Origin of the sequence: Bifidobacterium goeldii (assembly GCF_003951095.1) — a bacterium.
In the GTDB taxonomy this organism is placed as follows: Bacteria; Actinomycetota; Actinomycetes; order Actinomycetales; family Bifidobacteriaceae; genus Bifidobacterium; species Bifidobacterium goeldii.
The window spans coordinates 253494-278245 of sequence record NZ_QXGL01000003.1 but is presented as its reverse complement, the minus strand read 5'-3'; the positions used below and the strand labels follow the sequence as shown (position 1 = coordinate 278245).

General features: G+C 55.5%; 24 protein-coding genes and 2 tRNA genes. 7 read left to right on the top strand and 19 right to left on the bottom strand.

Annotation, left to right across the window (positions count from 1 at the left end; translation table 11 throughout):
• Window positions 1-44 precede the first annotated feature (44 nt).
• The 4 genes from D2E25_RS06285 to D2E25_RS06270 all read right to left on the bottom strand — a co-directional run bounded on the left by D2E25_RS06285 (window position 45) and on the right by D2E25_RS06270 (window position 4248).
• Window positions 45-872 (bottom strand): histidine phosphatase family protein, encoded by an 828-nt coding sequence (locus tag D2E25_RS06285; RefSeq protein ID WP_125980928.1) that lies wholly within the window; start codon window positions 870-872, stop codon window positions 45-47.
• Between the two features lie 125 nt (window positions 873-997).
• On the bottom strand, window positions 998-2104 hold the full coding sequence (locus tag D2E25_RS06280; RefSeq protein ID WP_125980926.1) for a hypothetical protein: 1107 nt from the start codon (window positions 2102-2104) through the stop codon (window positions 998-1000).
• A 206-nt stretch (window positions 2105-2310) separates the two neighbouring features.
• The gene (locus tag D2E25_RS06275) at window positions 2311-2613 is read right to left on the bottom strand and encodes a mycoredoxin (protein ID WP_125980924.1); all 303 of its coding nucleotides are present in this window, start codon (window positions 2611-2613) and stop codon (window positions 2311-2313) included.
• Between the two features lie 39 nt (window positions 2614-2652).
• Window positions 2653-4248 (bottom strand): S10 family peptidase, encoded by a 1596-nt coding sequence (locus D2E25_RS06270; RefSeq protein WP_125980922.1) that lies wholly within the window; start codon window positions 4246-4248, stop codon window positions 2653-2655.
• A 224-nt stretch (window positions 4249-4472) separates the two neighbouring features.
• Here D2E25_RS06270 and D2E25_RS06265 point away from each other — a divergent pair, with 224 nt between their 5' ends.
• Window positions 4473-5309 (top strand): winged helix-turn-helix transcriptional regulator, encoded by an 837-nt coding sequence (locus tag D2E25_RS06265; RefSeq protein WP_125980920.1) that lies wholly within the window; start codon window positions 4473-4475, stop codon window positions 5307-5309.
• 117 nt (window positions 5310-5426) lie between these two features.
• Here D2E25_RS06265 and D2E25_RS06260 read toward each other — a convergent pair whose 3' ends face one another.
• Both D2E25_RS06260 and D2E25_RS06255 read right to left on the bottom strand, forming a co-directional pair.
• Complete coding sequence (locus D2E25_RS06260) at window positions 5427-5831, bottom strand: pyridoxamine 5'-phosphate oxidase family protein (RefSeq protein ID WP_125980918.1); 405 nt, start codon at window positions 5829-5831, stop codon at window positions 5427-5429.
• Between the two features lie 136 nt (window positions 5832-5967).
• Window positions 5968-6576 carry a DUF1287 domain-containing protein gene (locus D2E25_RS06255; RefSeq protein WP_241217057.1) on the bottom strand — a complete coding sequence of 203 codons (609 nt, stop codon included), beginning with the start codon at window positions 6574-6576 and terminating at the stop codon, window positions 5968-5970.
• Between the two features lie 434 nt (window positions 6577-7010).
• Between D2E25_RS06255 and D2E25_RS06250 the strand changes: the two genes are divergently transcribed.
• From D2E25_RS06250 to D2E25_RS06240, 3 genes are all read left to right on the top strand, one after another.
• Window positions 7011-7751: a nitroreductase family protein gene (locus D2E25_RS06250; RefSeq protein WP_241217056.1), complete on the top strand. Its 741-nt coding sequence runs from the start codon at window positions 7011-7013 to the stop codon at window positions 7749-7751.
• A gap of 130 nt (window positions 7752-7881) precedes the next feature.
• A complete protein-coding gene (locus D2E25_RS06245; RefSeq protein WP_125980916.1) occupies window positions 7882-9048 on the top strand; it encodes a hypothetical protein in 1167 nt (388 codons plus the stop codon).
• Window positions 9049-9238: 190 nt separating this feature from the next.
• Window positions 9239-9311: transfer RNA gene (locus D2E25_RS06240), tRNA-Ala, on the top strand.
• Window positions 9312-9394: 83 nt separating this feature from the next.
• Here D2E25_RS06240 and D2E25_RS06235 read toward each other — a convergent pair.
• The 10 genes from D2E25_RS06235 to glyA form a co-directional block, all read right to left on the bottom strand.
• The gene (locus D2E25_RS06235) at window positions 9395-10654 is read right to left on the bottom strand and encodes an alpha-amylase family protein (protein ID WP_125980914.1); all 1260 of its coding nucleotides are present in this window, start codon (window positions 10652-10654) and stop codon (window positions 9395-9397) included.
• Window positions 10655-10875: 221 nt separating this feature from the next.
• Window positions 10876-11571 carry a histidine phosphatase family protein gene (locus D2E25_RS06230; protein WP_125980912.1) on the bottom strand — a complete coding sequence of 232 codons (696 nt, stop codon included), beginning with the start codon at window positions 11569-11571 and terminating at the stop codon, window positions 10876-10878.
• Between the two features lie 3 nt (window positions 11572-11574).
• Window positions 11575-12009, bottom strand: a complete 435-nt coding sequence (rsfS, locus tag D2E25_RS06225) for a ribosome silencing factor (RefSeq protein ID WP_125980910.1) — start codon at window positions 12007-12009, stop codon at window positions 11575-11577.
• Between the two features lie 2 nt (window positions 12010-12011).
• Window positions 12012-13394: a bifunctional UDP-N-acetylglucosamine diphosphorylase/glucosamine-1-phosphate N-acetyltransferase GlmU gene (glmU, locus tag D2E25_RS06220; protein ID WP_125980908.1), complete on the bottom strand. Its 1383-nt coding sequence runs from the start codon at window positions 13392-13394 to the stop codon at window positions 12012-12014.
• A gap of 74 nt (window positions 13395-13468) precedes the next feature.
• Window positions 13469-13539, bottom strand: a tRNA-Gln gene (locus D2E25_RS06215).
• A 166-nt stretch (window positions 13540-13705) separates the two neighbouring features.
• Entirely contained in the window at window positions 13706-14728 is a 1023-nt protein-coding gene (locus D2E25_RS06210) for a ribose-phosphate diphosphokinase (protein ID WP_125980906.1), read from the bottom strand.
• 122 nt (window positions 14729-14850) lie between these two features.
• Window positions 14851-15528, bottom strand: a complete 678-nt coding sequence (gene nadD, locus D2E25_RS06205) for a nicotinate-nucleotide adenylyltransferase (RefSeq protein WP_125980904.1) — start codon at window positions 15526-15528, stop codon at window positions 14851-14853.
• Window positions 15525-16037 carry a phosphoribosylglycinamide synthetase gene (locus D2E25_RS06200; protein WP_420897333.1) on the bottom strand — a complete coding sequence of 171 codons (513 nt, stop codon included), beginning with the start codon at window positions 16035-16037 and terminating at the stop codon, window positions 15525-15527. Before D2E25_RS06200 ends, nadD begins: the two co-directional genes overlap by 4 nt.
• Before the next feature lie 156 nt (window positions 16038-16193).
• Complete coding sequence (locus tag D2E25_RS06195; protein WP_125980902.1) at window positions 16194-17513, bottom strand: glutamate-5-semialdehyde dehydrogenase; 1320 nt, start codon at window positions 17511-17513, stop codon at window positions 16194-16196.
• Window positions 17514-17753: 240 nt separating this feature from the next.
• Window positions 17754-19061 (bottom strand): serine hydroxymethyltransferase, encoded by a 1308-nt coding sequence (gene glyA, locus D2E25_RS06190; protein ID WP_125980900.1) that lies wholly within the window; start codon window positions 19059-19061, stop codon window positions 17754-17756.
• A gap of 190 nt (window positions 19062-19251) precedes the next feature.
• Here glyA and thrC point away from each other — a divergent pair, with 190 nt between their 5' ends.
• A complete protein-coding gene (gene thrC, locus D2E25_RS06185) occupies window positions 19252-20739 on the top strand; it encodes a threonine synthase (RefSeq protein WP_125980898.1) in 1488 nt (495 codons plus the stop codon).
• Between the two features lie 160 nt (window positions 20740-20899).
• Window positions 20900-21217 carry a hypothetical protein gene (locus tag D2E25_RS06180; protein WP_125980896.1) on the top strand — a complete coding sequence of 106 codons (318 nt, stop codon included), beginning with the start codon at window positions 20900-20902 and terminating at the stop codon, window positions 21215-21217.
• On the opposite strand, the gene D2E25_RS06175 is transcribed toward D2E25_RS06180, so the two are convergent.
• Window positions 21182-21571, bottom strand: coding sequence for a DUF1304 domain-containing protein (locus tag D2E25_RS06175; protein ID WP_125980894.1), 390 nt, complete (start codon window positions 21569-21571; stop codon window positions 21182-21184). The genes D2E25_RS06180 and D2E25_RS06175 overlap by 36 nt on opposite strands.
• Window positions 21572-21659: 88 nt before the next feature.
• On the opposite strand from D2E25_RS06175, the gene D2E25_RS10485 reads away from it, so the two are divergent.
• A complete protein-coding gene (locus D2E25_RS10485; RefSeq protein ID WP_164514731.1) occupies window positions 21660-22013 on the top strand; it encodes a hypothetical protein in 354 nt (117 codons plus the stop codon).
• Between the two features lie 186 nt (window positions 22014-22199).
• On the opposite strand, the gene D2E25_RS06165 is transcribed toward D2E25_RS10485, so the two are convergent.
• A complete protein-coding gene (locus D2E25_RS06165; protein ID WP_125980892.1) occupies window positions 22200-23219 on the bottom strand; it encodes a lipocalin family protein in 1020 nt (339 codons plus the stop codon).
• Between the two features lie 48 nt (window positions 23220-23267).
• On the bottom strand, window positions 23268-24680 hold the full coding sequence (locus tag D2E25_RS06160; protein WP_125980890.1) for a DHA2 family efflux MFS transporter permease subunit: 1413 nt from the start codon (window positions 24678-24680) through the stop codon (window positions 23268-23270).
• Window positions 24681-24752 lie beyond the last annotated feature (72 nt).

Below are 24752 nucleotides of genomic sequence, written 5' to 3'. Positions count from 1 at the left end.
GTCTAGCCTATTCGGCTTATATCTATACGCCTCATCTCTGCGAGCTATGCGAGTGGCTTCCACGCTGGCATGCTTGGGCTATGCAGATCAGCAGGCCCATTCTCCCAATCGCATGTTCCTGCGATTGCAGGCCCCTGATTAAAACTGGCCATCATCCATGTGAGCGTGCCATCAGCGTGGCGAATTGGTTTCAACACTGACCAGAAGGCGTTGCGCATACCGTCCAGATTGCTCATACTGTCTGGATCCATACCGAGCAGTGTTTCGATCGTGGCCACGTGCCATGAACCGTGGCCGACAATCATTAGCGTGGTGGGCTCGTCAGCATACGCAGGATCGTTCACGTAATCGAGTACCGCTGCGGCTCCACGTCGGCCTACTGCCACGCGGCTTTCCACGCCGAACGCGAGCTCGCCGCCGGTGTGAGCGCGCCATGAATCATAGGCGTCAGCATGTTCGGCGCGAATTTCTTCACGCGTCATGCCTTCCCATTGGCCAAAGGCACGTTCACGCAACCGCGCATCGAGCTTCACTGGCAATCCGAGCAGATCTGCGAATGCGTGCGCGGTTTGCTGAGCGCGGAACAAGTCAGATGACATCACCACCATGCGGCGGCGTGCAGCTGGCGCTTGACGGTATTCGTCAATATCACTGGGCTTTACTGCATCCGGCCCCGGCTGAGCCAGTTGTGCAGGGTCGCGTGCGATTACGCCAACTTTAGCCCAGTAGTATCGGCGCGCAAGTTCGAAGCCTGTTTGATCAACTTGCCATTGACCGACAATGTCGAGCGGCACGTCGATCTGCCCTTGCAGTCGTCGCGCAAGGTTGAATGAGGTTCGTCCGTGCCGCAGAAACACTACTTCGTCGATCATGCCCGCTCCTTGTATGCCGCCGATCCTCTTGCCGATCAGATCTGCTCAATCTTCCGCGTTCTATCGTACCGGCAGGCAGCGGCAGTACATGAGGCGGCAATGATATTGAGCAAGCTTCATACTTGTCAGACGAGTGTGAACGCAATAACAAACGCAATCATTGCGCTAGCAGTGGCAAGCACACAGCATATTGTAGCCGCACTGCGACGCCGGCAAACAGCACATATTAGCGCGCCAAGCACACACGCTAACGAGACGAATGGCAGTACGCTTACCACCGTATGCAACATGGCGAGTCGCTGCCCGCCAATGCATGAGGCGACGAGCGCGTTACCGTTGGCAGCTAATGCTGGGCAAAAATCCGTGCGCGTCCACACGCTATATCGGTAGGTTACAGCGCTAGCGATAAGCCAGCCGATTGCGAGCGCACTTGCGCATGGCATGATACGTACAAAACGCGCAGCGTGGCTGGTTTGCGATACAGGATTCGGTGATTGTTGCGCTGCCAATAATTCGCGTGGTTCTGCTTGCATCCACGCGAGCGCCCACGCGAAGAGTGTGAATATGCATGCGATGATCACGCCACCGCTTATGTTGATTTCTTCGGATAGTGCGTATTCAGTGATGAATACTGGCATCATGCCGGTTTGTATGGCAAGCATAGTGGTGCGAGCAATGGGGGTGCGCTTCGATGGCTGTAGGCGCATCATTACCAGCCAGAGCATGATGGTAATAGCCCAAAGAACCAAATTGAACAGATTGCCGTTTAACGCCAGTATTGCGAGTGCTGATATTGCTGCCACCGCTAGCCACACAATCGTTTGCTGATTGCGTAGGGTGAGCAACTGATGACTGTTGCCAGCAAGCTCGTTGATAGCAGTACGCGGACGTGCAGTGTTGCACGCTGCAAACATTGCAATTTCGAAGGCAATCATCATGATGATTGCGAGCGCAGTGACTGCACTCAACCATACTGGCGAGGTAACGCATGCACCATATTCGGTGTTCACTCCCCCGGTGTTGGACCGGTATAGGAATGTTTTGAGCATAACTGGGCATGCGGGATGCAACATCATGCCGCCCCAAATGCGCTCGTATAATGGCGCGAATGAGACGCCTGCGCCGGCGAGTGCGGCGAGCGCTGTCATGATGGCATAAGGCAGAATGCGTATGGTCTGCTGGTTTGATATTGTCCGAGCGTTATATGTGCCGGTTGACGTAGTTATGGCCATGGTTCGCTGCCTTCCTGCACTCACACTGTGAGTAATTCACTGTGGATGATTCACTGTGCGGTAATGCTCACTGCTGATGGAATCACCCGGCGTATTATCCGGGTGATTCCATCATGGTCGGCGCATATAGGATCAGCTAGCGGCCATACCGATAACCTGTATGCTGCGAAACACTGTTGTGACTATGGCAGCGCTGACGTGTTAGCTCAGGCGGCGATTAAGCCCAGCTCGGTGAGCTTGGCTTTGATATCGGTAGCAGACGGTTCAACTTGGAAGGTGCCGTCAGCGTAGCGTACGACAGGAATGTGCTTCTGCCCGCTGATTGCGACTGCTTGGTCGGCAGCACCGTCTTCGGTTTCAATATTGTGCCAGACGAATGCGGCGCCGAAACGGTTGAGTGCGTCCTTGGCGCGATGGCAATCGCCACACCAGTCGGCACCATAAACGTCGATGCGCGCCTTGTCGGTTGCAGTAGTCTGATCGGCTGCAGTGGTATGAGTGTCAGTCATAGTTCTTACTCCTTGAATAGCGTTCGATAATTGGTTCGTTTACAGGTTGATAGTGGGTGCCGGCAGTGCCGGGCGCTCATTTATTGCTGCAAGGCCGCTTGTATCAGTTGCGTAGAAACGATCCAGATCGTGTGCGAACTTTGCAAGGCTCGGCTTGCTGGAATACAGCATGTGGCCGGCCGGATAGTAGGTGAACGCGACGTTGGCGCGCAAAGGCTTGGGCAGGCCAAGATGGTCGATATCGTATTCGGTTTGGAAGAACGGAGTACACAAGTCGTATACGCCGTTGCCGATGAGCACTTTAAGCGTCGGCTGGTGGGCGATCGCAGCGGCGAGATCGGGCACGACATTGGGGAATGGAATGTTCTGGCCCCACGAGCTTTTGGTCATATCCGGCTGCTTGTGCCACCACGTCCAACCCTTGCCTGCTTCGGTGGCGTTCCAATCGAAGTCAGCAAATCCGCGGCGTTCAGGTTCGCGATCCCAGCCGAGCTCGTCACGCAGATAGGCGTTGGCAAGGCTTGAATATGCGGGGTCGAGGAACGCATCGTCCACTACGAACGTCTCCTCGTCGTTCATGCGATCGAGATCGTATCCGGCGACGCGACCATCGTAACGGCCGACGATCTTCTCCTCGTCACGCAGCAGTTCCTTACGGAAGCGCATGTCTACCACGCGCAGGTCGGAATCGTAGACATACTGCTCATCGAGTCCGGTCAGTTCGGCGTAACGAGCGGCCACGCGATGCTTGGTCTCGTCGTCAAGTGAAGCGCCGGCAGCGAGCGCCAGACGTAGCGGACCGGCAGCGAAAGCGCGGGCAGCCTGCAAATGTTCCGCAAGCTCAGTGTCGGAAGCGGCGCGACCGTGGTATTTTGCAACGGATGCGAACGTCGGGAAGTAACCGATGTAGAACTGGTCGGACGTGTCGAGTGTGAACGCGTAGTCAAGAATGTTGGAGATGAGTGTAAGACCGTTAAGTGCTACGCCATCCTGCTGCAAACGGTATGCGAGCGCCGCGCCACGTGTAGTGCCATAGGATTCGCCAAGCACATACTTGGGCGAGTTCCAACGATGGTATTTGCTGAGGTATGCGCGAATGAATGCGCTGAATCCAGCAACGTCACCATCCACCGACCACAGTTCTGGTTTCGCTTCATCGAGAATTTCTGAGAATCCAGCACCGGCTGCATCAATGAACACAAGATCAGAGTGAGGAAGCAAGGTGTACTGGTTGTCTTCAAGATGATAGGGTGCAGCCGGTACTGGTGCAGCGTCAGGTACATCAATGCACTTGGGGGCGATGGAGCCCATCAGTAGGAACGTGGTGGACGATCCAGGACCACCATTGAAGATAAACGTAACCGGGCGCTCAGGGTCAGCGTTGCCTTCATCGTCGGCCAGGTTGAACGCGGTGAAGAAGATGCTTGCTGCGCGCTTGACCTTCGGGGTGTCGATCAGCAATGTGCCGACGGTGGCCGTGTAGCGCAATTCTCGGCCGTCGATGTTGGTGGAATGCCAGGTTGTGTGCTCGCAAGGCTCAGGCAGCTGCTGCTTGCTTTGCGGCTTGGATTGCGCTGTCTGCTGCTGAGGAGCTTGCGCTGCGGCACTAGCCGTCTGCTCCGTGGTCTGTTCCATACTGTCCTCCTGCCTGCGAACTATGGCACACGATGGTGCCGATGGTGTTACACGCGACTATAGGCGACTCAATACCGGTTCATGCAACCGCCACGCCGCAAGCGCAATTACCTGTTGCAACCTGTTGCACGGTATGCGACAGTTTGAAACTGTTGCGGATTCTCGGTGCGGTAATCAGTGGGAACGGATTACAGTGGATGCTAACTATTGGCAGGGAGGGACTGGTGAATATTCTCTTCGCGACGAGCGACGCAGCATTAGCGTCTGCACTGACGGGCGCGCTCACTGCTGCGGGGCATTCGGCAACTGCGGTTACTGAAGCCTCAGCGTTTGCTGACACGTGGGCGCAATCTGGACATGTTGAATTAGTCATTATTGATGACATGGTCACCCCTGAGCTGCTCAATGCGTTGCGCGCAGCTTTGCATGATCATTCTGCACTATCAGATGCTTCATCAGCACCGCAAGTACTGCTGTTGTCAACGCCACCGCACATGGCAAAAGGCAATCTTGATCGTACTGAAGAAGTGAAACGGCGTACCCCAACCCCAACAATCCGTCGCAATGCAAGCGCAACAGCGGCATCGTCGACTACTACTAGTCAGCAGCAATCAGCGAGTACCCAACCAGCTGGCACGCACATTGAGCTAACTGCACTACCTCATGCTGATGCTGTTATCGTCAAACCATTTTCTGATGCGGAACTGCTCTCGCATATTCGCGCATTAGCAGCACAAACCAGCGCTGGCCAGCAATCTTCGAACAACCCGCGCATGCTTATTCACGGTGATCTTATGCTCGATACGCTTCACAGCCAAGCGTTCTATCGTGGCGGGCAGCAACCGCTCGCACTGTCAACGCGCGAATACTTGACGTTGGAGACGCTGATTCGAGCTAACGGCGAGTTTCTTGACTTTGATGAACTGTTAGCGAAAGTGTGCGGCACTGGCTTCTTTGAGCAACGCGATGTGATGGATGGCGTCTTGTATTCGCTCACGCGCAAAATGCGTCGACTTGGCTTTTTTATCACGCAGCGCGGGCACAAATATCGTATTCGATAATCCATCGAACACTCTCGGGCACTCTTTACGTGCATCACAAAGCGATGAAGGGTTTAACCTCACATACTCATTGAGGTCAAACCCTTCATCGTGCAGCGTTAACGACTATGTAAAAGCTCAGTCCTTTTCGATGGTCTTACCAGCGGTAGCGCCAGAAGACAGGTCCTGAATCTCAGTGATCTCAAGCACCGGAATAGCAGCCGGCTTCTTAGTGCCCTTTTCTTCAGCAACCTTGACCTGTGTCTCGTAGATGTCGTCATCGGTGTGCAGGGTCACGTTGCCGCGGAAGCGGTAGCCCTTCTTCTCAGCGAGGTTGGCGACGGCGATAACCAGCGGGGAACCGTTCTGCAGGTTCTGGTAGTGCTGGCCAGCGGTACGCTCGTGGTAAGCGAGGTGGTTGTCGTCAAGCACGAACATCGACATCTTCGGGCCGAGGTCCAGGTTGCCGTCCTTGTCGATGGTAGTGATCCATGCGAGATTGTTCTCGATGAAGGTCTTCATGTCAGCGGTAAGCGTTGCCATAGCGCGTGTCCTTTCACGGTAACGAATATAAGTATGTCCTTATCCAGACTACTTCACCACTCGTGCGGCTCGCGGACAGCTGCGCCGATTGTGAAGAATCTCACCAGGCTGGTATGTGCTTTTCGCTATGTGCGGTTTAGTGCCACGCGCGCAACACGTCAGCAGGAACGCGAGCAGCATCCCAACGATAGTGCCCCGTCACCGTCATATGGCGTTGAAACGCAAGATAATCATTCTCTCGATGTAGCTGGTTCATATTGTGTAATACGTACGGGTTACCGTCCTTATCGCGCTTGTCGGAAATCACTCCAATATGCCGCGTGTGTTCAAAAACGACAATGTCACCGGGCTGCCATTGATCATGCTGCGCAATATCAGTGGTGAGCTGCTGACCATATTTGGCGAAGAACGCATCAAGCACTCCAGTACGACGAAAATCAATATTCGGGTCAGCTTTGGGTGCCACTGCCTTGTAAGTTGTTGGATCGGCGGCAATATCCGCATCGACCATAGCTTTGAGATCATAGCCAGCATTACGGAACGCACGCCACACAAGATCAGTGCATGCGCCACGATCATCCGGCGGGTAACCACCTTGATAGTAACCGTCGTCATAGGTTGGATGTGCTTGAGCGTCTTGACGTGCACCTTCAACAATATCGGCGTAATCGTCAGCACCGTTATTGTTGAAATCAGTGCTGCTTACGAGGCGCGGATAGCGTTGTGCGGCAACGTCACTCGGCATTACTGAATCATCATTCGCTGTCGTTGTTGTGTTCGCTGAACTGCCATTGCGAGCTCGTTGTACCGCCGCATTCATGAGTATTGTCAATGATCCCACAACGTTTCCACGCGTTACATGTATCCCGGCAATCACTGTTGCCACAATCAGCACAACAACTAACACCGCAGCGAGCATACGCCCTGCACAACGGCTTTGTGCTTCTTGCCCTCGACCATGTTGCATACTACCCCCCTATTAACGTGCCGCTTACGCATCGGCCATTTATTGACCAAATCAATTCATCAGCTCGATGTTTGGTCTCATGCGTTCGATGTAATCGCTACACTCAATTACAGCACTACGAACGGCATAGCCATCACACCGCCCCACGCTCGCATGACCCACAGTATGATCCTGTAAGCGTGCTGCCGCAACCGGACGTAAGGAGAATCTGTATGGAACTTATGCATCTGACCGAAGCTATGACGCATCGTCATGCAGTACGCGCGTTCAGCGATCGTCCGATTGATGCAACCGTGTTGGACGAGCTCGAGCACGCTATTAGCCAAGCAAACGCGCAGAGCGGATTACATATTCAACTCGTGCATGACGATACTGATGCGTTCGGCGGATGCCCAACGCATTATGGACGATTCAGTAATGTTCGCTATTGCATTGCGCTTATTGGCGCCGATAGTGCGGCACGTGCAAATGACGGTGGCCATGCGTTTGCAGACCTTGATGAGCGTGTTGGCTATTTCGGTGAAATGCTGGCGTTACGCACTGTGCAAGCAGGATTAGATACCGGTTGGGTGGTGCTGCACGAAACAACTGAACATGACGGCCGTTGGCAGTTCAATGATGGCGAGCGCATGCCGGCCGCATTGGCAATCGGATATGGTGCGCGACCAGGCCGACCGCATCGCAGCAAACCGCTAAGCGAGCTTGGAACAGTGGAGTCAGCAATGAACACTGTTGACCCGCTTGCTGAAGCTCCTTCGTGGTTTGTTGACGGTTTGCAAGCTGTAGCATTGGCGCCTAGCGCGCTTGGTAAGCAGCCGGTGCGGTTTACATTACTGGCTGATGGTCATGTGCGCGCTGAAGCGTTGGACGGTGTGCAGTCACAGATCTGCTTGGGGGTCGCAAAATATCATTTCGAAATTGGTTCTGGCCGAGACGGTACCGTGTTTGCCTGACCGGTGATACGAGTGATACGTGGGTGTACACGCCCGAATTGTGCAGATTTTGCTATAAGGGTGTGAGCATTCAGCGATTTTCACCGTAAGATAAGCGATTTGTGAGTCGCACCCACTAGCGTCATGCATCATGAAGAATTTTTTCAAGGGCATTTCCATGTCCTCGATTGCGGCTGGTGCACTAGCGGCGGTAACGTCGTTTCTCTTGTCGGCAAAAATCGGTATTGCCGGTTCGGTAATTGGCGTAGCGATCGGCTCGGTCGTTTCTGCAGTATCGACACAGGTATACAAGAATGTGCTGAGTGAATCAGGCAAAAAGTTGCAGAACGTCGCTGGTGCGAACGATTCGCCCACAGCAAGCGAATCTGATTCGACTGGAGCGACTGGTGAGTCGGCAACCACGACGATGCCAGCGGTTGATTCAGCACAGGACGCGGCTACCTCAACCGCCGTGCTTGATTCCACTGCAGCAGGCCAAGCTGCGACTCCTCGTGCTCCACGCACGATCGCGTCGTCTGCTGCCGAGCCACTGCTTGAAGCCGAAAGTGCTGGTCCGGATGATGCAACTCGCGTGATTGTCGGAGCATCATCAGCACTCCCCCAAACATCTCATGCTTCTGCTGGCAAGCTCCACACCGTTGCGCAAGAGCGTATCCATCGCGGGCATAATGCGAAACGTACGGCGTTGATTGTTTCGATCGCGAGCGCTTTAATCGCAGTGATTATCACCGCTGTGGTTATTCTCGCGGTAACGCAAGGCCACGGCACTGATAGCGTGGTGCGTGATTGGGTACAGCAAACTACGACGCCAACACCGCCTACACATCAAACGCCGGATGATTCTACTAGCAACGATTCAGGAACACTCTCGAATAATTCCGATTCCACCGGAACGGATTCTTCTACAACCGAAGACTCGAATGGTACTGATTCCTCTACCAACGATTCTGAATCGACCGATACGTCGAACGGTTCTGGGTCAACCAGTACAGACTCGTCTACTGGGAATACCAATGATTCCGGTTCCACAGATACGTCGAACGGTTCCAATACCAACTCTGATTCGAACGATTCGAGCAGCTCAAGTAATTCGAATAGCTCGAACAGTGGCACCAGTTCCGGTACAACATCCGGGTCTGAGTCTGGAACATCATCTGGTTCTTCAGATTCCAACTCGAGTTCCGGCTCTAACGGTTCTAGCTCATCTACTGGTACCAGCTCTGGCTCTAGTACCGGCAGTACCGGCAGCGGCACTACAAGCCAATCAACCTCAGGTTCTACAAGTACCAGTAAATAATCGCATATGACATAAGCGGGCGATCACACACCCCCTGCAACCGTAGCAATCGTTGCAACTGTTCATTGATCGCCCGCTTATGTGTCATATATTCACTCCTGCACGCGTGTCTTATACGACACGCCGGAATGGACAATAAGCACTTTTGCTGTAACCTATAACACGGCTCAGAAAGCCGATAACTCAATATGGGGCTATAGCGCAGCTGGTAGCGCATCTCCATGGCATGGAGAGGGTCAGGGGTTCGAATCCCCTTAGCTCCACAACAAAAATCCTTGAAACTTTGTGTTTCAAGGATTTTTTTATTACTTCAACTCGCTTCTCACTCCCTGTCCCCCTACGCTTATCACGCGTTGGGGCCATGCACATACATGAGCGCCGTATCGTCTTGGTAAATCACCGCATGCGGCTCAGGGTCAAGATTGAGATCCACGCGCAAGCGTTCGCCATTATGCTGGCCAGTTACGTCATACACATAATGCCGATTCTCAAGATGTACTGGCGTCGTTGTCGCATGAACAAGCCACGAGTTACGCCGACGAATGTCAATGAGCCCTTGAATCAGATGGAACATCCACTCCCCTTGCGTCGGCAGATCATTCGCCGATGCAGGAAATGCTGGTCGAATCTCATCATCACCACCAAAACATTCGCGTTTAATACCACGCATGGCCCGCTCATCGCCATAATAGATGCTCGGCACGCCACCAACAGTAAACAAAATCGTCATCGCTACCGCTGCGCCTGCGTCACCAATCTGACTTGCAATACGCGTCACATCATGGTTGCCAACAAACGTAAGCGGCGTAAACGATTGCATAAACTCGTTATGGCGTTTGAGACTCCAGTCAAGCTCCCAAAAATTGCCAGACTGTTGGCAACTCCATATTGCCTTCCACAATTCGTATTGCGTCAGTGAATCCATACCAGAATTCGCGACTATCGCCGGATAATCACCATGAATTACCTCACCCATAATCCACACGTCCGGAAATTCGCGGCGTACTTGCGGCAATACACGCGTCCAAAACGCAGGTGGAACAGCATACGCAGCATCTAAACGCCATGCGTCAGCCCCACGGCGCAACCAGTGCGTCATAACATCAGTCACCAGTTTGGCAACCGCGGGATCATCATGGTTATAGGTCGGCAAATCACCATTGCCTTCAAATTGCGCATAACCGGTTACTGTGCCAGTACTATCGCGTTCGATACTGAACATGCGTTCAGCAGCTGGATCCGCCCCAGCAAGAGCACGCTGAAATAGTGCGGAGTGATACCCGATATGGTTAAAAACGCCATCAAGCATAATGCGGATACCCCGCTGATGGCAGGTGTCAACAAGCCGATCGAACGCTGCATCATCACCGAGGCGCGGGTCAATATGAAAATAGTCAAGCGTATCGTAACCGTGACTAGTCGAATCGAAAATCGGCCCTAATAACAGACCATTCGCCCCCATGGTAATGAGATAGTCAAGCCACGGCTCCAGCTTATCGAGGCGCTGAGTGAGCGCGCGTTGAGCGTCAGATTCAGGTCTGATTGGAGCACCAGTAAAACCCAACGGGTATACCTGCCACCAGATAGTCGATTCGTTCACGTTCATGCGTTCGTCTCCTTCGGCATCTCGACGTGCTCATGAGCACACTGGCGGGTACACTGCCAAGTTCCCCTGCTGGCGCGTGTCATCGCTTACTGTTCTATCGTATGCCTTAGCTGACGCAAATCTCATATTATGGTGCGTTCGCACACGTATATGTATGAAAAAAGCCTTTGCAATACCATCGTGTGTATTGCAAAGGCTGTACTCGTCAGTATGTACGCAGTTTATGCATTCTGTGGATTTTCCCATTGCGCGCTATCCGCTGCAGCTGGACCATGATTATATTCGATCATGCGCCAGCGCAACGTGCCATCAGGCATGTCCGCTGGCACAAAGCGCGCCCAATGCGCGTTACGCATGGAAAGCGCATCAGCAAAGTCAGGGTGCGCAACTGATGAGCCGAGCAACGTGAGCGTAGTCTGTAAAATCCACGCGCCATGCGAGAAGATAAACAGATCCGTGTCGTCTCCAGCACGGTGCGCCCAATCATCAATTGCTTCAGCGCCACGCGCACCAACGTGCGCTTTTGGCTCAGCACCATATTTGAGTTCGCCACCCTGGAATGTTGCCCACGAATGATAATCCTCAGGATACTGGCGTTCAATTTCAGCCAGTTCCATGCCTTCCCATGAGCCAAAATCGCGCTCACGTACACGCGGTTCTAAATGAACTTGCAAGCCTAGCGGGTCTGCGAATGCGTGTGCGGTAGCAGCGGCACGACTCAAATCAGAAGCGACCACGAGCTGGTGACGCTCCGGATTAGGGTCAACATACAAGCGTTTCAGTGCAGCGCCCGTTTGCGCTACCTGCCAGCGGCCAGTATCGTCGAGCGGAATATCAATCTGCCCTTGAAAACAATGGCGCGCATTATATGCCGTGCGACCGTGGCGCACGAGCGTAAGCGAGCGAACATGCGACATGGCTTAATCTTCCACCGCTACGGAATCAGCGTCAGTCGCAGCTTCAGCGTCTGATGCACCACTGTGCTCAGGATGTTCCAGCTGCAAGTCGATGGTCGGGCAATCACGCCACAGGCGGCCAAGACGGTAGAATTCGCGCGCATCCTGATGCATCACGTGCACGATAAAATCACCGTAGTCAAGCAGCACCCACTGGCCTTCGCTCAAGCCTTCACGTGAACGCGGCTGAAGTTTACCGCAGTTGAGATACACGTCTTTTTCGATTTCCTGAGCGACAGCAAGTGCCTGACGCTCATTCGCTGCGGTAGCGACCAGCATGATTTCCGTGATCGCCAGCAAGTCAGACACGTCATAAGCCTCAATATCGCTGGCTTTCAGACGGTCAGCCGCTGCAGCGGCGATACGAACAGTGTCGATAGTATTTTGCGTTGCAGTCATGTTCAGCGCTCCCACTTGGGCTTCCAGCCCTCAACAATGTGCTGAGTGTTCTCCGAATATGCCATCGCGTCATCTGGCACAGCGTGACGAATAACCGAACCAGCGCCGGTAGTCACACCGTCACCAACCTCAACAGGCGCGACGAACAAGTTACCAGCTCCCACGTGAACGTTAGAGCCGATATGCGTACGATTCTTATGCACGCCATCATAGTTAGCGGTAATCGTGCCACCGCCAATGTTAGTGTGATCGCCAAGTTCAGCGTCACCCACATAGCTTAAATGCGGCACCTTCGTACCATTGCCAATATGCGCTTTCTTCATTTCAACGAAAGCGCCAGCCTTAGCTTCCTCACCAAACTCGTTGCCAGCACGCAAATACGTCCATGGGCCGATGTTCGTAGCACGACCGATATGCGACTCTTGTACGCGAGAACGCTCCACCACTGCTTCCGCGTCAACGTGCGCGTCAATCAACGTCGTGTACGGGCCGATTTGCGCGTCTTCACCGATAACGGTGTGACCTTGCAAGAAGCAGCCCGGCAAGATTACCGCATCGCGTGCGATTTCAACATCATCTTCAATCCACGTCGTCTCCGGATCGAGAATCGTCACGCCGGAACGCATCCATGCTTCGCATACGCGGCGGTTGTGTGCTCGAGACAGCGCAGCCAGCTGTACGCGATCATTCACACCTTCCACGCTGAGCGGGTCGGGGGCAGTAAACGCGCCAACAGTGCCAGCAGAACGCGCGGTTTCGAGCGCATCGGTCAGGTAGAACTCGCCCTGTGCGTTGTTGGACTTCAAGTCAGCGATAGCACGGCTGAGCAATTCTGCGTCAAACACGTAGACGGACGTGTTTACTTCCTGCACTGCAAGTTCGCTGCGGTTAGCATCTTTCTGCTCCACGATGCGCAGCACATTGCCGTCACGATCGCGGATAATGCGGCCGTAACCGGTTGGATCATCAAGCACAGTGGTGAGCACGGTAGCACCGTTGCCAGAAGCCGTGTGGAATGCGATCAGCTGCTTAAGCGTATCAGCATCAAGCAACGGCATGTCAGATGCAGCAATCAACACAGGACCAGTAATCGGACCATTGGCGTTGAGCTGGGCCATCGCGCACTGCACAGCACGGCCAGTACCGGGAATGTCATCCTGGTGAACAATGTCAACATCCGGCTGATACGAGCGTGCAGCTTGTGCAACACGATCAGCCTGATAGTGCACCACTACCGCCAGCGTTTCCGGTTCAAGCTTACTAACAGACGCCATCACACGTTCAAGGAACGTTTTACCAGCAAAAATATGCAGCACCTTTGGCTTCGACGAACGCATACGAGTACCTTCGCCTGCAGCGAGGATGATTGCGGCGGTGAGTGCCATCGATTCATTTCTCCAGTTCTCGGCCGAAGGCCGGATTGCTGCCCGGCCGCGGATTCGCGAACCGGGCGCGTGAGCTCCCCCACCTGGACTCGAACCAAGACAAAGGGTTCCAAAGACCCGTGTGCTGCCATTACACCATGGGGGAAGACGGCGAGGCATACTCGCCAAGTGTTTATTATGCCATACATGTCGACTTCGTCAAATCATGTCGGCAAAAATTAACGGCCGTTCCGCGTGCCGCGCCTCAACACATACCGGCGCAAGCGCATGAAACGGCCGCTCATGCTGCCATAATCGGCAGCAAAATTTTTTTAGGCGAACAAGAAACCTTGTCCGTGATGTTCAGGGTACGTGTCAAACAGTTCAGCAACTGAACCGTCTTCGAACACGGCGCGAATAGCGCTCGCGAGCAGCGGAGCAATAGACAGCACGGTCAGACCGTCCCAACGCTTTTCCTCAGGAATCGGCACCGTGTCAGTAAGCACGATTTCCTTGGCGCCACAGTTCTTCAGACGTTCTACGGCCGGGCCGGAGAGCACGCCGTGCGTGGCGACTACAGTGACAGATTTAGCGCCCGCGTCACGCAGCACGTGGCATGCACCAGCAATAGTGCCAGCAGTATCGATCAAATCGTCGACGAGCACACAATCCTTGCCAACAACATCGCCAACCACACGGTTAGCAACAGCTTGGTTCGGACGAGTAATATCGCGTGTCTTGTGCACGAAGGCGAGCGGACCGCCACCAAGGCGTTGCGCCCACTGTTCAGCCACGCGAATACGGCCAGCGTCCGGAGAGACAACAGCAACATTGTCCAGCTGATTCGAGAAACGATCGCGAATATAATCCACCAGCACCGGCATAGCGATGAGATGATCAACCGGACCGTCGAAGAAGCCCTGCGACTGTGCAGCATGCAGGTCCACGCTCATAATGCGGTCAGCGCCAGCGGTCTTCAGCAGGTCAAACACCAGACGGCAGGAGATGGGCTCACGGCCGCGGTGCTTCTTATCCTGACGCGAGTAGCCGAGCAGCGGGCACACGGCAGTAATAGAACGCGCAGAAGCACGCTTCAACGCATCGATCATGATGAGCTGCTCCATGATCGACTTGTTGACAGGAAGGGCGTGAGATTGCAGAACGAACACGTCCGCACCACGCACGGATTCGGTGTATCGCACGTACATCTCGCCGTTTGCGAAATCATAAGCAGTGGTTTCCAGAATATCGATACCCAGCTGCTCGGCAACATCTGCCGCCAACTTTGGGTGGGTACGACCGGTCACCAGGATGAGGTTCTTATCAGGCTTTCCTTCAAGGATTGCGCTCACCATATCTCCAAACGTTCGGCTTCGTTGAAGTGACTGACCTCATACTAACCGTTCACGCCGACTGTCAACACACCGCTGCGCGAGCGCGGGACGAAGCCGCTCGCGTTACGGACACTCGCGCAAGCCTACCGGTACAGGCCGTGCTTGCCGATGTACTGCACCACACCGTCCGGCACCAAGTACCAAACAGGCTCACTATGCGTTGCACGACGGCGCACATCAGTAGAGGAAATTGCCAGCGCGGGAATTTCCAACGTGTCAACCTTGCCTTCAGGCAAACGTACGCCTTGCGGCGAAGAGTAACCGGGGCGTGTAACCGCGACAAAGTGCGCAAGATCCCACATCAACTCAGCATCTTTCCACTGCATGATCTCAGCCACAGCATCCGCGCCAGTGATGAAGAACAGTTCTGCATCGGGATGTTGAGCACGCAAATCACGCAACGTATCGATGGTGTATGTCACTCCTGGGCGGTCAATATCAACGCGCGACACAGTAAATTTCGGGTTTGATGCGGTAGCAATCACCGTCATTAAATACCGGTCTTCAGCGTTCGTCACATGCTTATCGAGTTTAAAAACTGGCCGGCCAGTGGGCACGAAAATCACTTCGTCAAGGTCATATACCCATGCCACTTCTGAAGCGGCGACCAAGTGCCCATTGTGAATCGGGTCAAACGTGCCACCCATAATGCCAATACGCGGGCGAACATGCAGGTTGCCACGCGTAGAAAGGCGCTGCATTCCGGTTGGCTTGTCGAACGAGAGATCAGACATGCGCCGTTGCGGCTCATCGACACTCATGCCGTCTGCCCTCCAGCACGGTTTGCTTCGTCATTAGCCTCATCGGTTTCACGCTCAACATGATCAGCAGTCGTGTCGTCCGCTTGCGGATCGATCTTGCCCATGTCCTCATCCCATTCGTCCTGCACCACGCGGCGAATTTCAGCGAAAGTTGGCAACGCAAATTCAGGCTGGTACAGACGGCGCACTTCAGCCACTCGCTCAGTAACACGAATAAGCGTATCGGTCATACCATCAACATCGCCAGCGCGTTCCATCGACGTGAAACGGTGAATATACTGCTCCATCATCGTCATCTGTTCGCGCACAATACGCAGCTGATCATCATCCAAATCAACAACTTCTGGCGAATCGGTTTCTGGCCAACCGATCAATACTGCGTCTGCATATTCCAACGAAGCGCGCTGACTGGCAGAGGCAATACCATCTTCGATCTGCACAAGGAACACATACCGTACAATGCTGAGGCGCTCTGCGGCGATTTTTAATCCCAATTTAGGGTCGGCCATATCAAGATCGGGGCGCAATGCTTCAATGTGCGCAATCGAATCTGCCGCATTGTCTGCAATCATGCCGCCTGCTGGCTCGTCGCTCAAACGCTCCTGCGTATCGTTCATCGCCAATATCCTTCCCGTCCTCTCCGGCGTTGTGGATCCGTGATGATCCTACCGCCGCACCTGGCCGGTGCCGTAGCCGATCCATTTTGTAGTTGTCATTTCACGCAACCCCATTGGTCCGCGCGCATGCATCTTTTGTGTAGAAATACCAAGTTCTGCGCCAAATCCGAACACGCCACCATCAGTGAAACGAGTAGAAGCGTTCACCATAACCACGGCGGAATCTACACGCTTGGTAAATTCTTCAATCGCTGAGTAATCTTCAGCAATAATCGACTCCGTATGCCCGGTGGAATGCTCGTTGATGTGCGCAATAGCCTCGTCGAGCGAGTCAACCACTTTCACGCCCATTTCAAGCGCAAGATACTCAGTATCCCAATCTTGCGCAGTAGCAGCGAGCAGGTTCTCCCCCTCGCTCACGCAGTCAATGCCAGCGTTCGCGATAATGTCATATGCACTCTCATCAGCATGCAATGCAACATCGGCCGCAATAAGCGCCTGAGCAATAGCTGGCAAATATTGTGCAGCAACATCGCGATGAATGATGAGTTTTTCAGCCGCATTGCACACACCAACACGCTGTGTTTTGGCGTTAAGAATGATGGGAATAGCCTTATTCAAATCACCCGAGGCGTCAACGTAAATATGCACGTTACCAGCACCGGTTTCAATTACTGGCACTTTAGAATTGCGCACTACCGCTTGGATCAGGCCCGCTCCCCCGCGCGGTACCAGCACATCGATGTGGCCACGTGCTTCCATCATCGCGGTAGCGCCATCGCGACCGTATTCATCTACCGTGTCTACCAGCGCACGATCAAAACCATGGTCGGCAAGCACATCACGAATAATGGCAAGCGTAGCTGCATTAGTCCGTTCGGCCGCGTGACCACCACGCAAAATAGCCGCATTACCAGATTTAAGGCACAAGGAAGCCACATCAACAGTAACGTTCGGGCGAGCTTCGTAAATCATGCCGATCACACCAAGCGGCACGCGCGTTTGCTGCAATCGTAAACCGTTGGGCAGTCGGTAGCCCCGTACGATCTCCCCCACGGGGTCAGGCAAAGTAGCAACGTGACGCACACCATTCGCAGCAGCGGCAATACGGGGAACGTCAAACAGCAGTCGGTCGAGTTTGCCAGCATCCATGCCAGCTTCTTTAGATTCGACCATATCAAGCGCGTTCGCGCCTGCGATCTCATCAGCGCGCGCATCTAACGCATCCGCAATAGCTGTCAGCAACTCGTTTTTTGCTTCAGTATCCGCTTGAGCAAGTCCACGTTGAGCTTGAGCGGCAGCATCAGCCTTTGCACATACCGCATCGAACACATCTGCAGGTACGCAGATCTCATCGTTATTCGTCATATCCACACCTTAGCGCAAGTCGACGTCAGACCGAACAGCTCCTTCGCTGACACTATTCAGCACTTATTGTGACGCGGAGCGTGACACGGAGCGCACACCCCATATGTCGAGAACTACAAAAACGCTGAAAATCAACGTTTCTATGATGTCTCATATATAGTGCATGCGTTCCGTGTCACGCTCCGCGTCACAAAGAGTTACTTACTACGAAAGGTCACGAAGACTGGTTAAGTAACCCGATCAGTGAACCTGATCGAGACCCGGATAGAGCGGGAAGTCCTCAACAAGCTTGTCGACGCGCTTCTTGAGCGTCTCCACATCAGCAGACGGACCGGCTGCGAGCGCGGTACCGATAATGTCGGCGACTTCCTCGTATTCCTTCGGTCCGAAGCCACGCGTGGCGAGCGCGCTCGTGCCGATGCGCAGACCAGAGGCGATGGAGGCCGGGCGCGGGTCGAACGGCACGGTGTTGCGGTTGATGGTGATGCCGCAGGCAGCGAGCAGATCCTCGCCCTGCTTGCCGTCCATTTCGCTATTGCGCAGATCGACCATCACCAGATGCACGTCGGTGCCGCCAGTGAGCACAGAAATACCATTAGCCTTCACGTCGTCGGCAGTCAGACGCTCGGCAAGGATCTTCGCGCCGTCAAGCGTGCGCTGCATACGATCCTTGAACTCCGGGGTGCCAGCAACCTTGAAGCTGACAGCCTTGCCGGCGATCACGTGCATGAGCGGGCCGCCCTGCTGGCCGGGGAACACGGCCGAGTTGAGCTTCTTGGCGTATTCTTCCTTGGCGAGAATGAAGCCGGAGCGCGGGCCACCAAGCGTCTTGTGCGCGGTAGAGGAAACGACGTCCGCGTACGGAACCGGGCTCGGATGCAGGCCAGCAGCCACCAGACCAGCAAAGTGAGCCATATCAACCCAGAACTTGGCGCCAACCTCGTCAGCGATTTCCTTCATCGCCTTGAAGTCCTCGATGCGCGGGTAAGCAGACCAACCGCCGATGATCATAGCCGGGTGCACTTCAAGCGCGCGCTGGCGGATGATCTCCGGGTCGATACGGAAGGTCTCCGGATTCACGCCGTACGCTTCGGCGTGGTAGAAGCGGCCGGAGAAGTTGATCTTCATGCCGTGGGTGAGGTGTCCACCATGGTCGAGTGCGAGGCCGAGAACAGTGTCGCCGGGCTTGACAAGCGCCTGGTAGACGGCAGCGTTGGCCTGCGCGCCAGAGTGAGGCTGCACGTTCGCATATTCGGCACCGAAAAGTTCCTTAGCACGGTTGCGTGCGATGGTCTCGAGCTTGTCGACCTGCTCGCAGCCGCCGTAGTAGCGACGTCCCGGATAGCCTTCAGCATACTTGTTAGTGAGCACGGAGCCCTGCGCCTGCAGGACAGCGCGCGGCACAAAGTTTTCTGAAGCGATCATCTCAAGACCGTCCTGCTGGCGGTGCAGCTCAGCGGTGAGGATCTCGGCGATCTCCGGATCAGCCTGTGCGATTGGCGCGTTGAAAGCGTCGTTAGGGGTTTGTGCGAGCGGCGAAGCAGTCATGTGCGCTCCTATTCTTCCTTAATTTCTGTGATCGATGGACGATCCCGCGTGTGCGGTTGTGCAAAGTGTAGACCGCTCGCATGTTACGACTCGGTTCCGTCTCATATTCCCGCCATGTGTGCTTTGCCTGCCTACCGCTGACGATACACTAACGGTACTTGTCGTTATCGTCTCACTCGCGAAGGGCATTATGACCACGTTCCATTCCACGCGCAGCACCACCGACTCACTCACTTCTAAGGAAGCTATTCGTAAGGGCATCGCCGACGATGGCGGTCTGTTTGTCACTGATTCACTCGGCGAGACGAAGGTTGATATCGCTAATCTTGCCGGCCGCCCATATCAGGAGATTGCATACGATGTGTTGCATGCACTGTTGCCGGATTTCGAAGAGGCGGAGCTGAAGGCGTGTATTGCCGAAGCGTATGGTGCGCAGTGGTCGGATGAGCGTATTACTCCGCTCAAGTCTGTGGGTGACGATTATATTCTCGAGCTGTTTAACGGCCCGACCTCCGCATTCAAGGATGTCGCGTTACAGATCCTGCCGCGTTTCATGGCGCGTACCACGCCGGCTGACGGCGACGCTTCCGAGAAAATCATGATTCTGACCGCCACCTCCGGCGACACTGGTAAGGCCGCGCTGGCTGGTTTTGCTGATGCGCCGGGCACTGCGATCACTGTCTTCTATCCAGAAGGCAAGGTCAGTCAAGTGCAGGAGTTGCAGATGACCACGCAGACGGGCTCGAATGTGTCGGTCGCTGCCGTCGAAGGCAATTTTGACGACGCGCAGTCCGCGGTTAAGCGCATCTTCGGCGATCGTGAGCTGGCCAACAAACTCGCCGCAGACTCGCATGTCGTGCTTTCCTCCGCGAATTCAATCAACGTGGGACGCTTGGTGCCGCAGGTCGTCTACTACTTCTCCGCATACGCGCAGCTGCTCGAACAGCAGATCATCAACGTCGGCGACGAAGTTGAATTCGTGGTGCCGACCGGCAACTTCGGCGATATTCTCGCGGGATATTACGCAAAGCGTCTCGGCCTGCCGGTCAAACATCTGGTGGTCGCTTCCGACAAGAACAATGTACTGTTCGACTTCCTGACGACGGGCACGTACAACCGTCAGCGCCCGTTCTACCAGACGATTTCGCCGTCAATGGACATTCTCATCTCCTCGAATTTGGAGCGTATGCTCTACTACTTCGCTGAAGGTGACACGCGTCTGATTGCGATGCTGATGAACGATCTGAAGAACTGGGGCACGTACGAAATCCCGGACGACGTGCTTGCGAAGATCCGTCACCTGTTCGGCTGCGGCTGGGCGAACGAAGATCAGGTACGCGAGATGATCGCCGACTGCTGGAAGAAGAACCATTACGTGATCGACCCGCACACCGCGTGCGCGTACTATGTGGCGCAGCAGATGCCGCGTGACCCGCTCACTCCTCGCGTGATTCTCGCAACCGCGAGCCCTTACAAGTTCCCGCGCGTGGTCAACGAGTCGCTCGGCTTCGACGCGACCGGCACCGACTTCGAGTGCATGGACGTGCTCTCTCGTGAAACCGGCACGACGGCCCCCGCCGCGCTGCGCGGTCTCGAGCACACTGACGTGCGCTTCAACACGGTCGTACCAATCGACGGCATGGAAGGCTTCGTAGAGCAGGCCGCCAAGGCGCTGTAAGGCTTAGACCCATTCGTTCGCGTTCGCGAGCACCATATCAGGTTGGCAAGAGGACTCCCTTGCCAACCTTTTTCATGCCTCAATAAGACTGTATGACAGCACTCCAACGAATACGACAACTGGGCCGAATCCACGCCACCAAGTCAAGGAGGACAAGCACATGACCGATAAAGTCACTAGCTACCATCAGGCACGCCAGATCTTCCGGGAAGCGACCGGAATCGAGGCAAGCATGGAAGGCGGGGAAGACGACGAGTACTTCTCCGTGCTGCCAATCGACTTCCACCTCCAACCCATCGATGATTGCGCGTGGTTCGTGAACAAGAAGACCGGCAAGTTCGAACGCCGGTATGCCTCGCCGCTCATGCCCGAAGGCTTCGGCGACAACATGTACTATCGCGACTTCAAGCCCGTTCGGGACGTTGAGCTGGAGGGAAGCGAATCAGAGAACAGCGGAGACGGCCAGCAGGGCCAGTGAGACCGCCGGGAACGCGAACTGCTTGAGGGCCGCTCCACGCTTGTCGGGACTGCCGGTGAACAGCACCAGCGCGGCGAGAACCATGGACATGGTGCCGGCGATCATCAACGTCACGCCGGCGACATGCTGACCGGCGAAGACGAGCGCCGCGCCGATCATGGCCATGAGACCGAGAAACAGATTGTAGAAGCCCTGATTGTAGGCCATCTCACGTGTCGCCTCGGCCTCTTGGATCGAGGGGATGGAGAATGTCTGCATGGTCTTCCCGTCGGTCCATCGGAAGGATTCAAGGATGAAGATCAGAACATGAAGCAGTCCGGCGAGAACCGCGAACAAGCACGATGCCACGAGCATATGCATTCCCTTTCCACACGAAGCAAAACACATACAGCGTAGCAACCCTTCTGTAAGAAACCTCTCAGCAAGCCATCACGGATGCTCCGTGGTGGCTTTTCTTATGCCCGGATTCGGGCGGAAGGAGGCCGCATGGCCAAAGACAACAGCGCGCCAAACGCTGAAGACGAACAGTCGTGTTCGCCGCCGACAGCATCGTCATCCTCGTCGCGCCAGCCTTGTTGTAGGCGTTCAAAAGTACATCCCCGCCGGCTACGTGGGCTTGACCAGTCTCGGTGTGAGCATCCTGCTCGGCGTCATCGCCATCGCCGCCACCAACGGCTTCCACGGCTACGGCTGGGGCATCGTCCTCACCGGCGTCATCGGCGTCGCACAAGCCGTCTACACCTTGGTGAACCAAGCGTTCAACGGCAAACTCAGCAAAGACAGCGAAGCTAAATAAAAACAAGGAGTTAAGCCCGTCTCGTGTTGTGCGCGAGACGGGCTTAACTTGTGCGAGAGCCCCCGAAAGGCTATTCAGTGCCCATTCCAAATCCCTTGTTCACCGGTTCGTCGGGTTGTGGCTTTCTTCGGCGGGTTGGCGGAATCAGCCCGACGCCGGTGTTTTTCGGAAAATGGGCCGGTGTTGTCAGTTCCATCCGCCGACGAGTTCGAGGCAGCAGTGGCCCGTCACCGAGTGTCCTCGGTAGGTGCCGGCCACTTGGCTTGCGCCTTCGTATTTGCGGCCGGAGGGGTTCGGCGAGGCGATTTCCTGTTCGTCCATGATGGACGTGACGGTGAGTTTCGCTTCCCATTCGGGGATGGAGATAGTCCATCCGGTCGGGTATTTCATGCCGGTCACAGGACTTTCCCACACGTTGAAGGAGTCGTCGACCATCGGATCCACGCCGGTAAAGGATTGGGTGCCGTCTTGGTGCAGGACGCTGGCCCAGCAATGTTCGCTGCCGGTGGCCAGTTCGGTTACACCCCATAGGCTGATCACGTCGGGATCGTTGTCGAAGCAGAGGTTCATCCACAGCCATTTGCAGTTGTAGCCGTCCTTGAGGCTTCTGCCTTTGGGCATGCCGGCGAACTGACGGTCCATCCATACCATCCCCTCCACCTCGTGGCGCTGGCCGTCGAGAGTGATAACGCCTTTGGCGGCCATGTGCGGGAACGAGTATTGGTAGTTGGGTACCCCGGCGATCTGGAAGTAGCCGGTGCCGAGACTGTAGAGTGGGTATCCGGTGCCGTGCAGGTCGAGGTAGATGGATCCGTCCGGCATGGCCGATGCGATGCGCATGTTGTCGAGGTCGCCTTCGATGACGTCCTTGTCGGTGTGGATGTGCAGTCCCTGGCCTGCGACTTGTCCTCGCCTGACCTTGTAAAAGCGGTCTTCGTGACGGTAGATGCGTCCGGTCTCATCGGTGATGGACAGCACGCTGTTGATCATGCGCACCGGCAGGTATTTGGAGAGCTGCAGGACGCTGACGTGGTACATGAAGTCAAGGGTGTGTCCGTCCGCTTCGAAATGACCGACCCAGAACCATGAGTTGCCGGCTTTGTCGGTGCGTATGAATGTGTCTTGGATGGGATCCACCAGCGGTTCGGTGCCGTGGTGGAAGGTGCGGATGTTGTGGGTCAGCGAGTTGTTCGTGGTGTTCATCATGTCTCGTTTCGTTTTGGTTCCGTGTCTGTTGATGCGTTGTCGTTTCGGTCACTGTCCGACGAGAGTCCGTTTCGTCGTGTCTCGGTGCGTTCGAGTCGCCAGAAGTGCCGTGACGAGGGCGGCCGCGAGGATGACCGCGATGGTGGCGAATGCCAGCGTCGAGCCGAGTATGGATTGCGCGTGTCCGGTGGCGGTGGGCGCGAGGGTGGTGGACAGTGCGGAGATGGATACGATGAGGGCTGTGCCCATCGAGGAGGCGATCTGTCCGACGGTGTTGGTCACGCTTTGCGCGTGTCCGATGTTTTCGTTGTCGAGCGCGTTGATGCCCCAGGTGTTCACCGGGGTCATGGCGAACATGAGTCCCGTGTAGAGCACGGTGTAGGCGCATGCCGTGAGGATGACCGAGGCGTCCGCGCCGAGCAGAGCCATGAGCACGCCGCCGATGGTCATGACCGTCAGGCCGGGCAGGGCGACCTTGCGGATACCGTATTTGTCGAACATGCGGCCCGAGACGATGCCGCAGCATGCGCCGATGAGGGCGCCGGGGAGCATGGCGAGCCCACTGGCGGTGGCGGATGCGCCGAGCACGGTCTGGATGAACATCGGCACCATGACGTTGCATCCCATGAGGGCCGCCTGCATGCATGCCACGATGATCACCGAATGCGCGTAGGTGCGGTTGTCGAGGATGCCGACGCGCAGCATCGGTTCCTTCGCCTTGAGCTGTCGGCGCACGAACACGGCCACGAGCAGTACGCCGATGACGATCAGCGCGACGGTGAGCATCATGTTGCCGGTGGACGTGAACGTGGACAGCCCGTACAACAGGCATGCCAGACCGACCGAGGAGAGCAGCACGGAGACAAGGTCGAACGCGCCCGGCTGGAAGCCGTCGAAGTTGCGCAGGTAGACGGCGGCCAATGCGATGACGATCAGCGAGACTGCCGCCATGATGACGAACAGCGTGCGCCAGCCGAACGAGTCGATGATCACGCCGGAGATGGACGGGCCGAGCGCCGGGGCGAAACCGACGACGAGTCCTGTGATGCCCATCGCCGTTCCTCGGCTTTCCTTGGGGAACACGAGCAGGATCACCGCGGTGACCATCGGCATGATCGCGCCGGTGCACAGGGCCTGCAACACACGGCCGACCATGAGCAGGGGGAAGGTCGACGCGAACGCGGCGACGAGACTGCCGGCCGCGAACAATGAGATGCATCCAATGAACAGCCTGCGGGTGGAGAAGCGTCCCATGAGGAACGCGGCGAGCGGGATGACCATCGCCTCGACCAGAGAATAGCCGCTGGACAGCCACTGAACGGTGGTGGAATCCACCCCGAGGTCCTTCATGATGGACGGCAACGCCGGCGTGACCACCGACATGTTGAGCACGGCCAGCAATGTGCCCATGAGCAGCACGATGACCATGATCCATTGTTTTCTGTTGATGCCAAGTTTCACAATAACACTCCGATAAGCAATAGTTATTGATTATTCAACGAGCATCAATTATTATCGAAACGCAACGGACGG

Excerpts from the sequence above, each read along its gene's own strand:
- D2E25_RS06255 (WP_241217057.1), bottom strand. The coding sequence starts at position 6,576 with ATGCCGAGTGACGTTGCCGCACAACGCTATCCGCGCCTCGTAAGCAGC.
- nadD (WP_125980904.1), bottom strand. The coding sequence starts at position 15,528 with ATGAGTGTCGATGAGCCGCAACGGCGCATGTCTGATCTCTCGTTCGAC.
- D2E25_RS06230 (WP_125980912.1), bottom strand. The coding sequence starts at position 11,571 with ATGTCGCATGTTCGCTCGCTTACGCTCGTGCGCCACGGTCGCACGGCA.
- D2E25_RS06285 (WP_125980928.1), bottom strand. The coding sequence starts at position 872 with ATGATCGACGAAGTAGTGTTTCTGCGGCACGGACGAACCTCATTCAAC.
- glyA (WP_125980900.1), bottom strand. The coding sequence starts at position 19,061 with ATGACTGCTTCGCCGCTCGCACAAACCCCTAACGACGCTTTCAACGCG.
- D2E25_RS06250 (WP_241217056.1), top strand. The coding sequence starts at position 7,011 with ATGGAACTTATGCATCTGACCGAAGCTATGACGCATCGTCATGCAGTA.
- D2E25_RS06195 (WP_125980902.1), bottom strand. The coding sequence starts at position 17,513 with ATGACGAATAACGATGAGATCTGCGTACCTGCAGATGTGTTCGATGCG.
- D2E25_RS06180 (WP_125980896.1), top strand. The coding sequence starts at position 20,900 with ATGACCGATAAAGTCACTAGCTACCATCAGGCACGCCAGATCTTCCGG.
- D2E25_RS06280 (WP_125980926.1), bottom strand. The coding sequence starts at position 2,104 with ATGGCCATAACTACGTCAACCGGCACATATAACGCTCGGACAATATCA.
- D2E25_RS06245 (WP_125980916.1), top strand. The coding sequence starts at position 7,882 with ATGAAGAATTTTTTCAAGGGCATTTCCATGTCCTCGATTGCGGCTGGT.
- glmU (WP_125980908.1), bottom strand. The coding sequence starts at position 13,394 with ATGGCACTCACCGCCGCAATCATCCTCGCTGCAGGCGAAGGTACTCGT.
- D2E25_RS06200 (WP_420897333.1), bottom strand. The coding sequence starts at position 16,037 with ATGGCCGACCCTAAATTGGGATTAAAAATCGCCGCAGAGCGCCTCAGC.
- D2E25_RS06175 (WP_125980894.1), bottom strand. The coding sequence starts at position 21,571 with ATGCTCGTGGCATCGTGCTTGTTCGCGGTTCTCGCCGGACTGCTTCAT.
- rsfS (WP_125980910.1), bottom strand. The coding sequence starts at position 12,009 with ATGACTGCAACGCAAAATACTATCGACACTGTTCGTATCGCCGCTGCA.
- D2E25_RS06260 (WP_125980918.1), bottom strand. The coding sequence starts at position 5,831 with ATGGCAACGCTTACCGCTGACATGAAGACCTTCATCGAGAACAATCTC.
- D2E25_RS06270 (WP_125980922.1), bottom strand. The coding sequence starts at position 4,248 with ATGGAACAGACCACGGAGCAGACGGCTAGTGCCGCAGCGCAAGCTCCT.
- D2E25_RS06275 (WP_125980924.1), bottom strand. The coding sequence starts at position 2,613 with ATGACTGACACTCATACCACTGCAGCCGATCAGACTACTGCAACCGAC.
- D2E25_RS06210 (WP_125980906.1), bottom strand. The coding sequence starts at position 14,728 with ATGGTGAGCGCAATCCTTGAAGGAAAGCCTGATAAGAACCTCATCCTG.
- D2E25_RS06235 (WP_125980914.1), bottom strand. The coding sequence starts at position 10,654 with ATGAACGTGAACGAATCGACTATCTGGTGGCAGGTATACCCGTTGGGT.
- D2E25_RS06165 (WP_125980892.1), bottom strand. The coding sequence starts at position 23,219 with ATGATGAACACCACGAACAACTCGCTGACCCACAACATCCGCACCTTC.
- thrC (WP_125980898.1), top strand. The coding sequence starts at position 19,252 with ATGACCACGTTCCATTCCACGCGCAGCACCACCGACTCACTCACTTCT.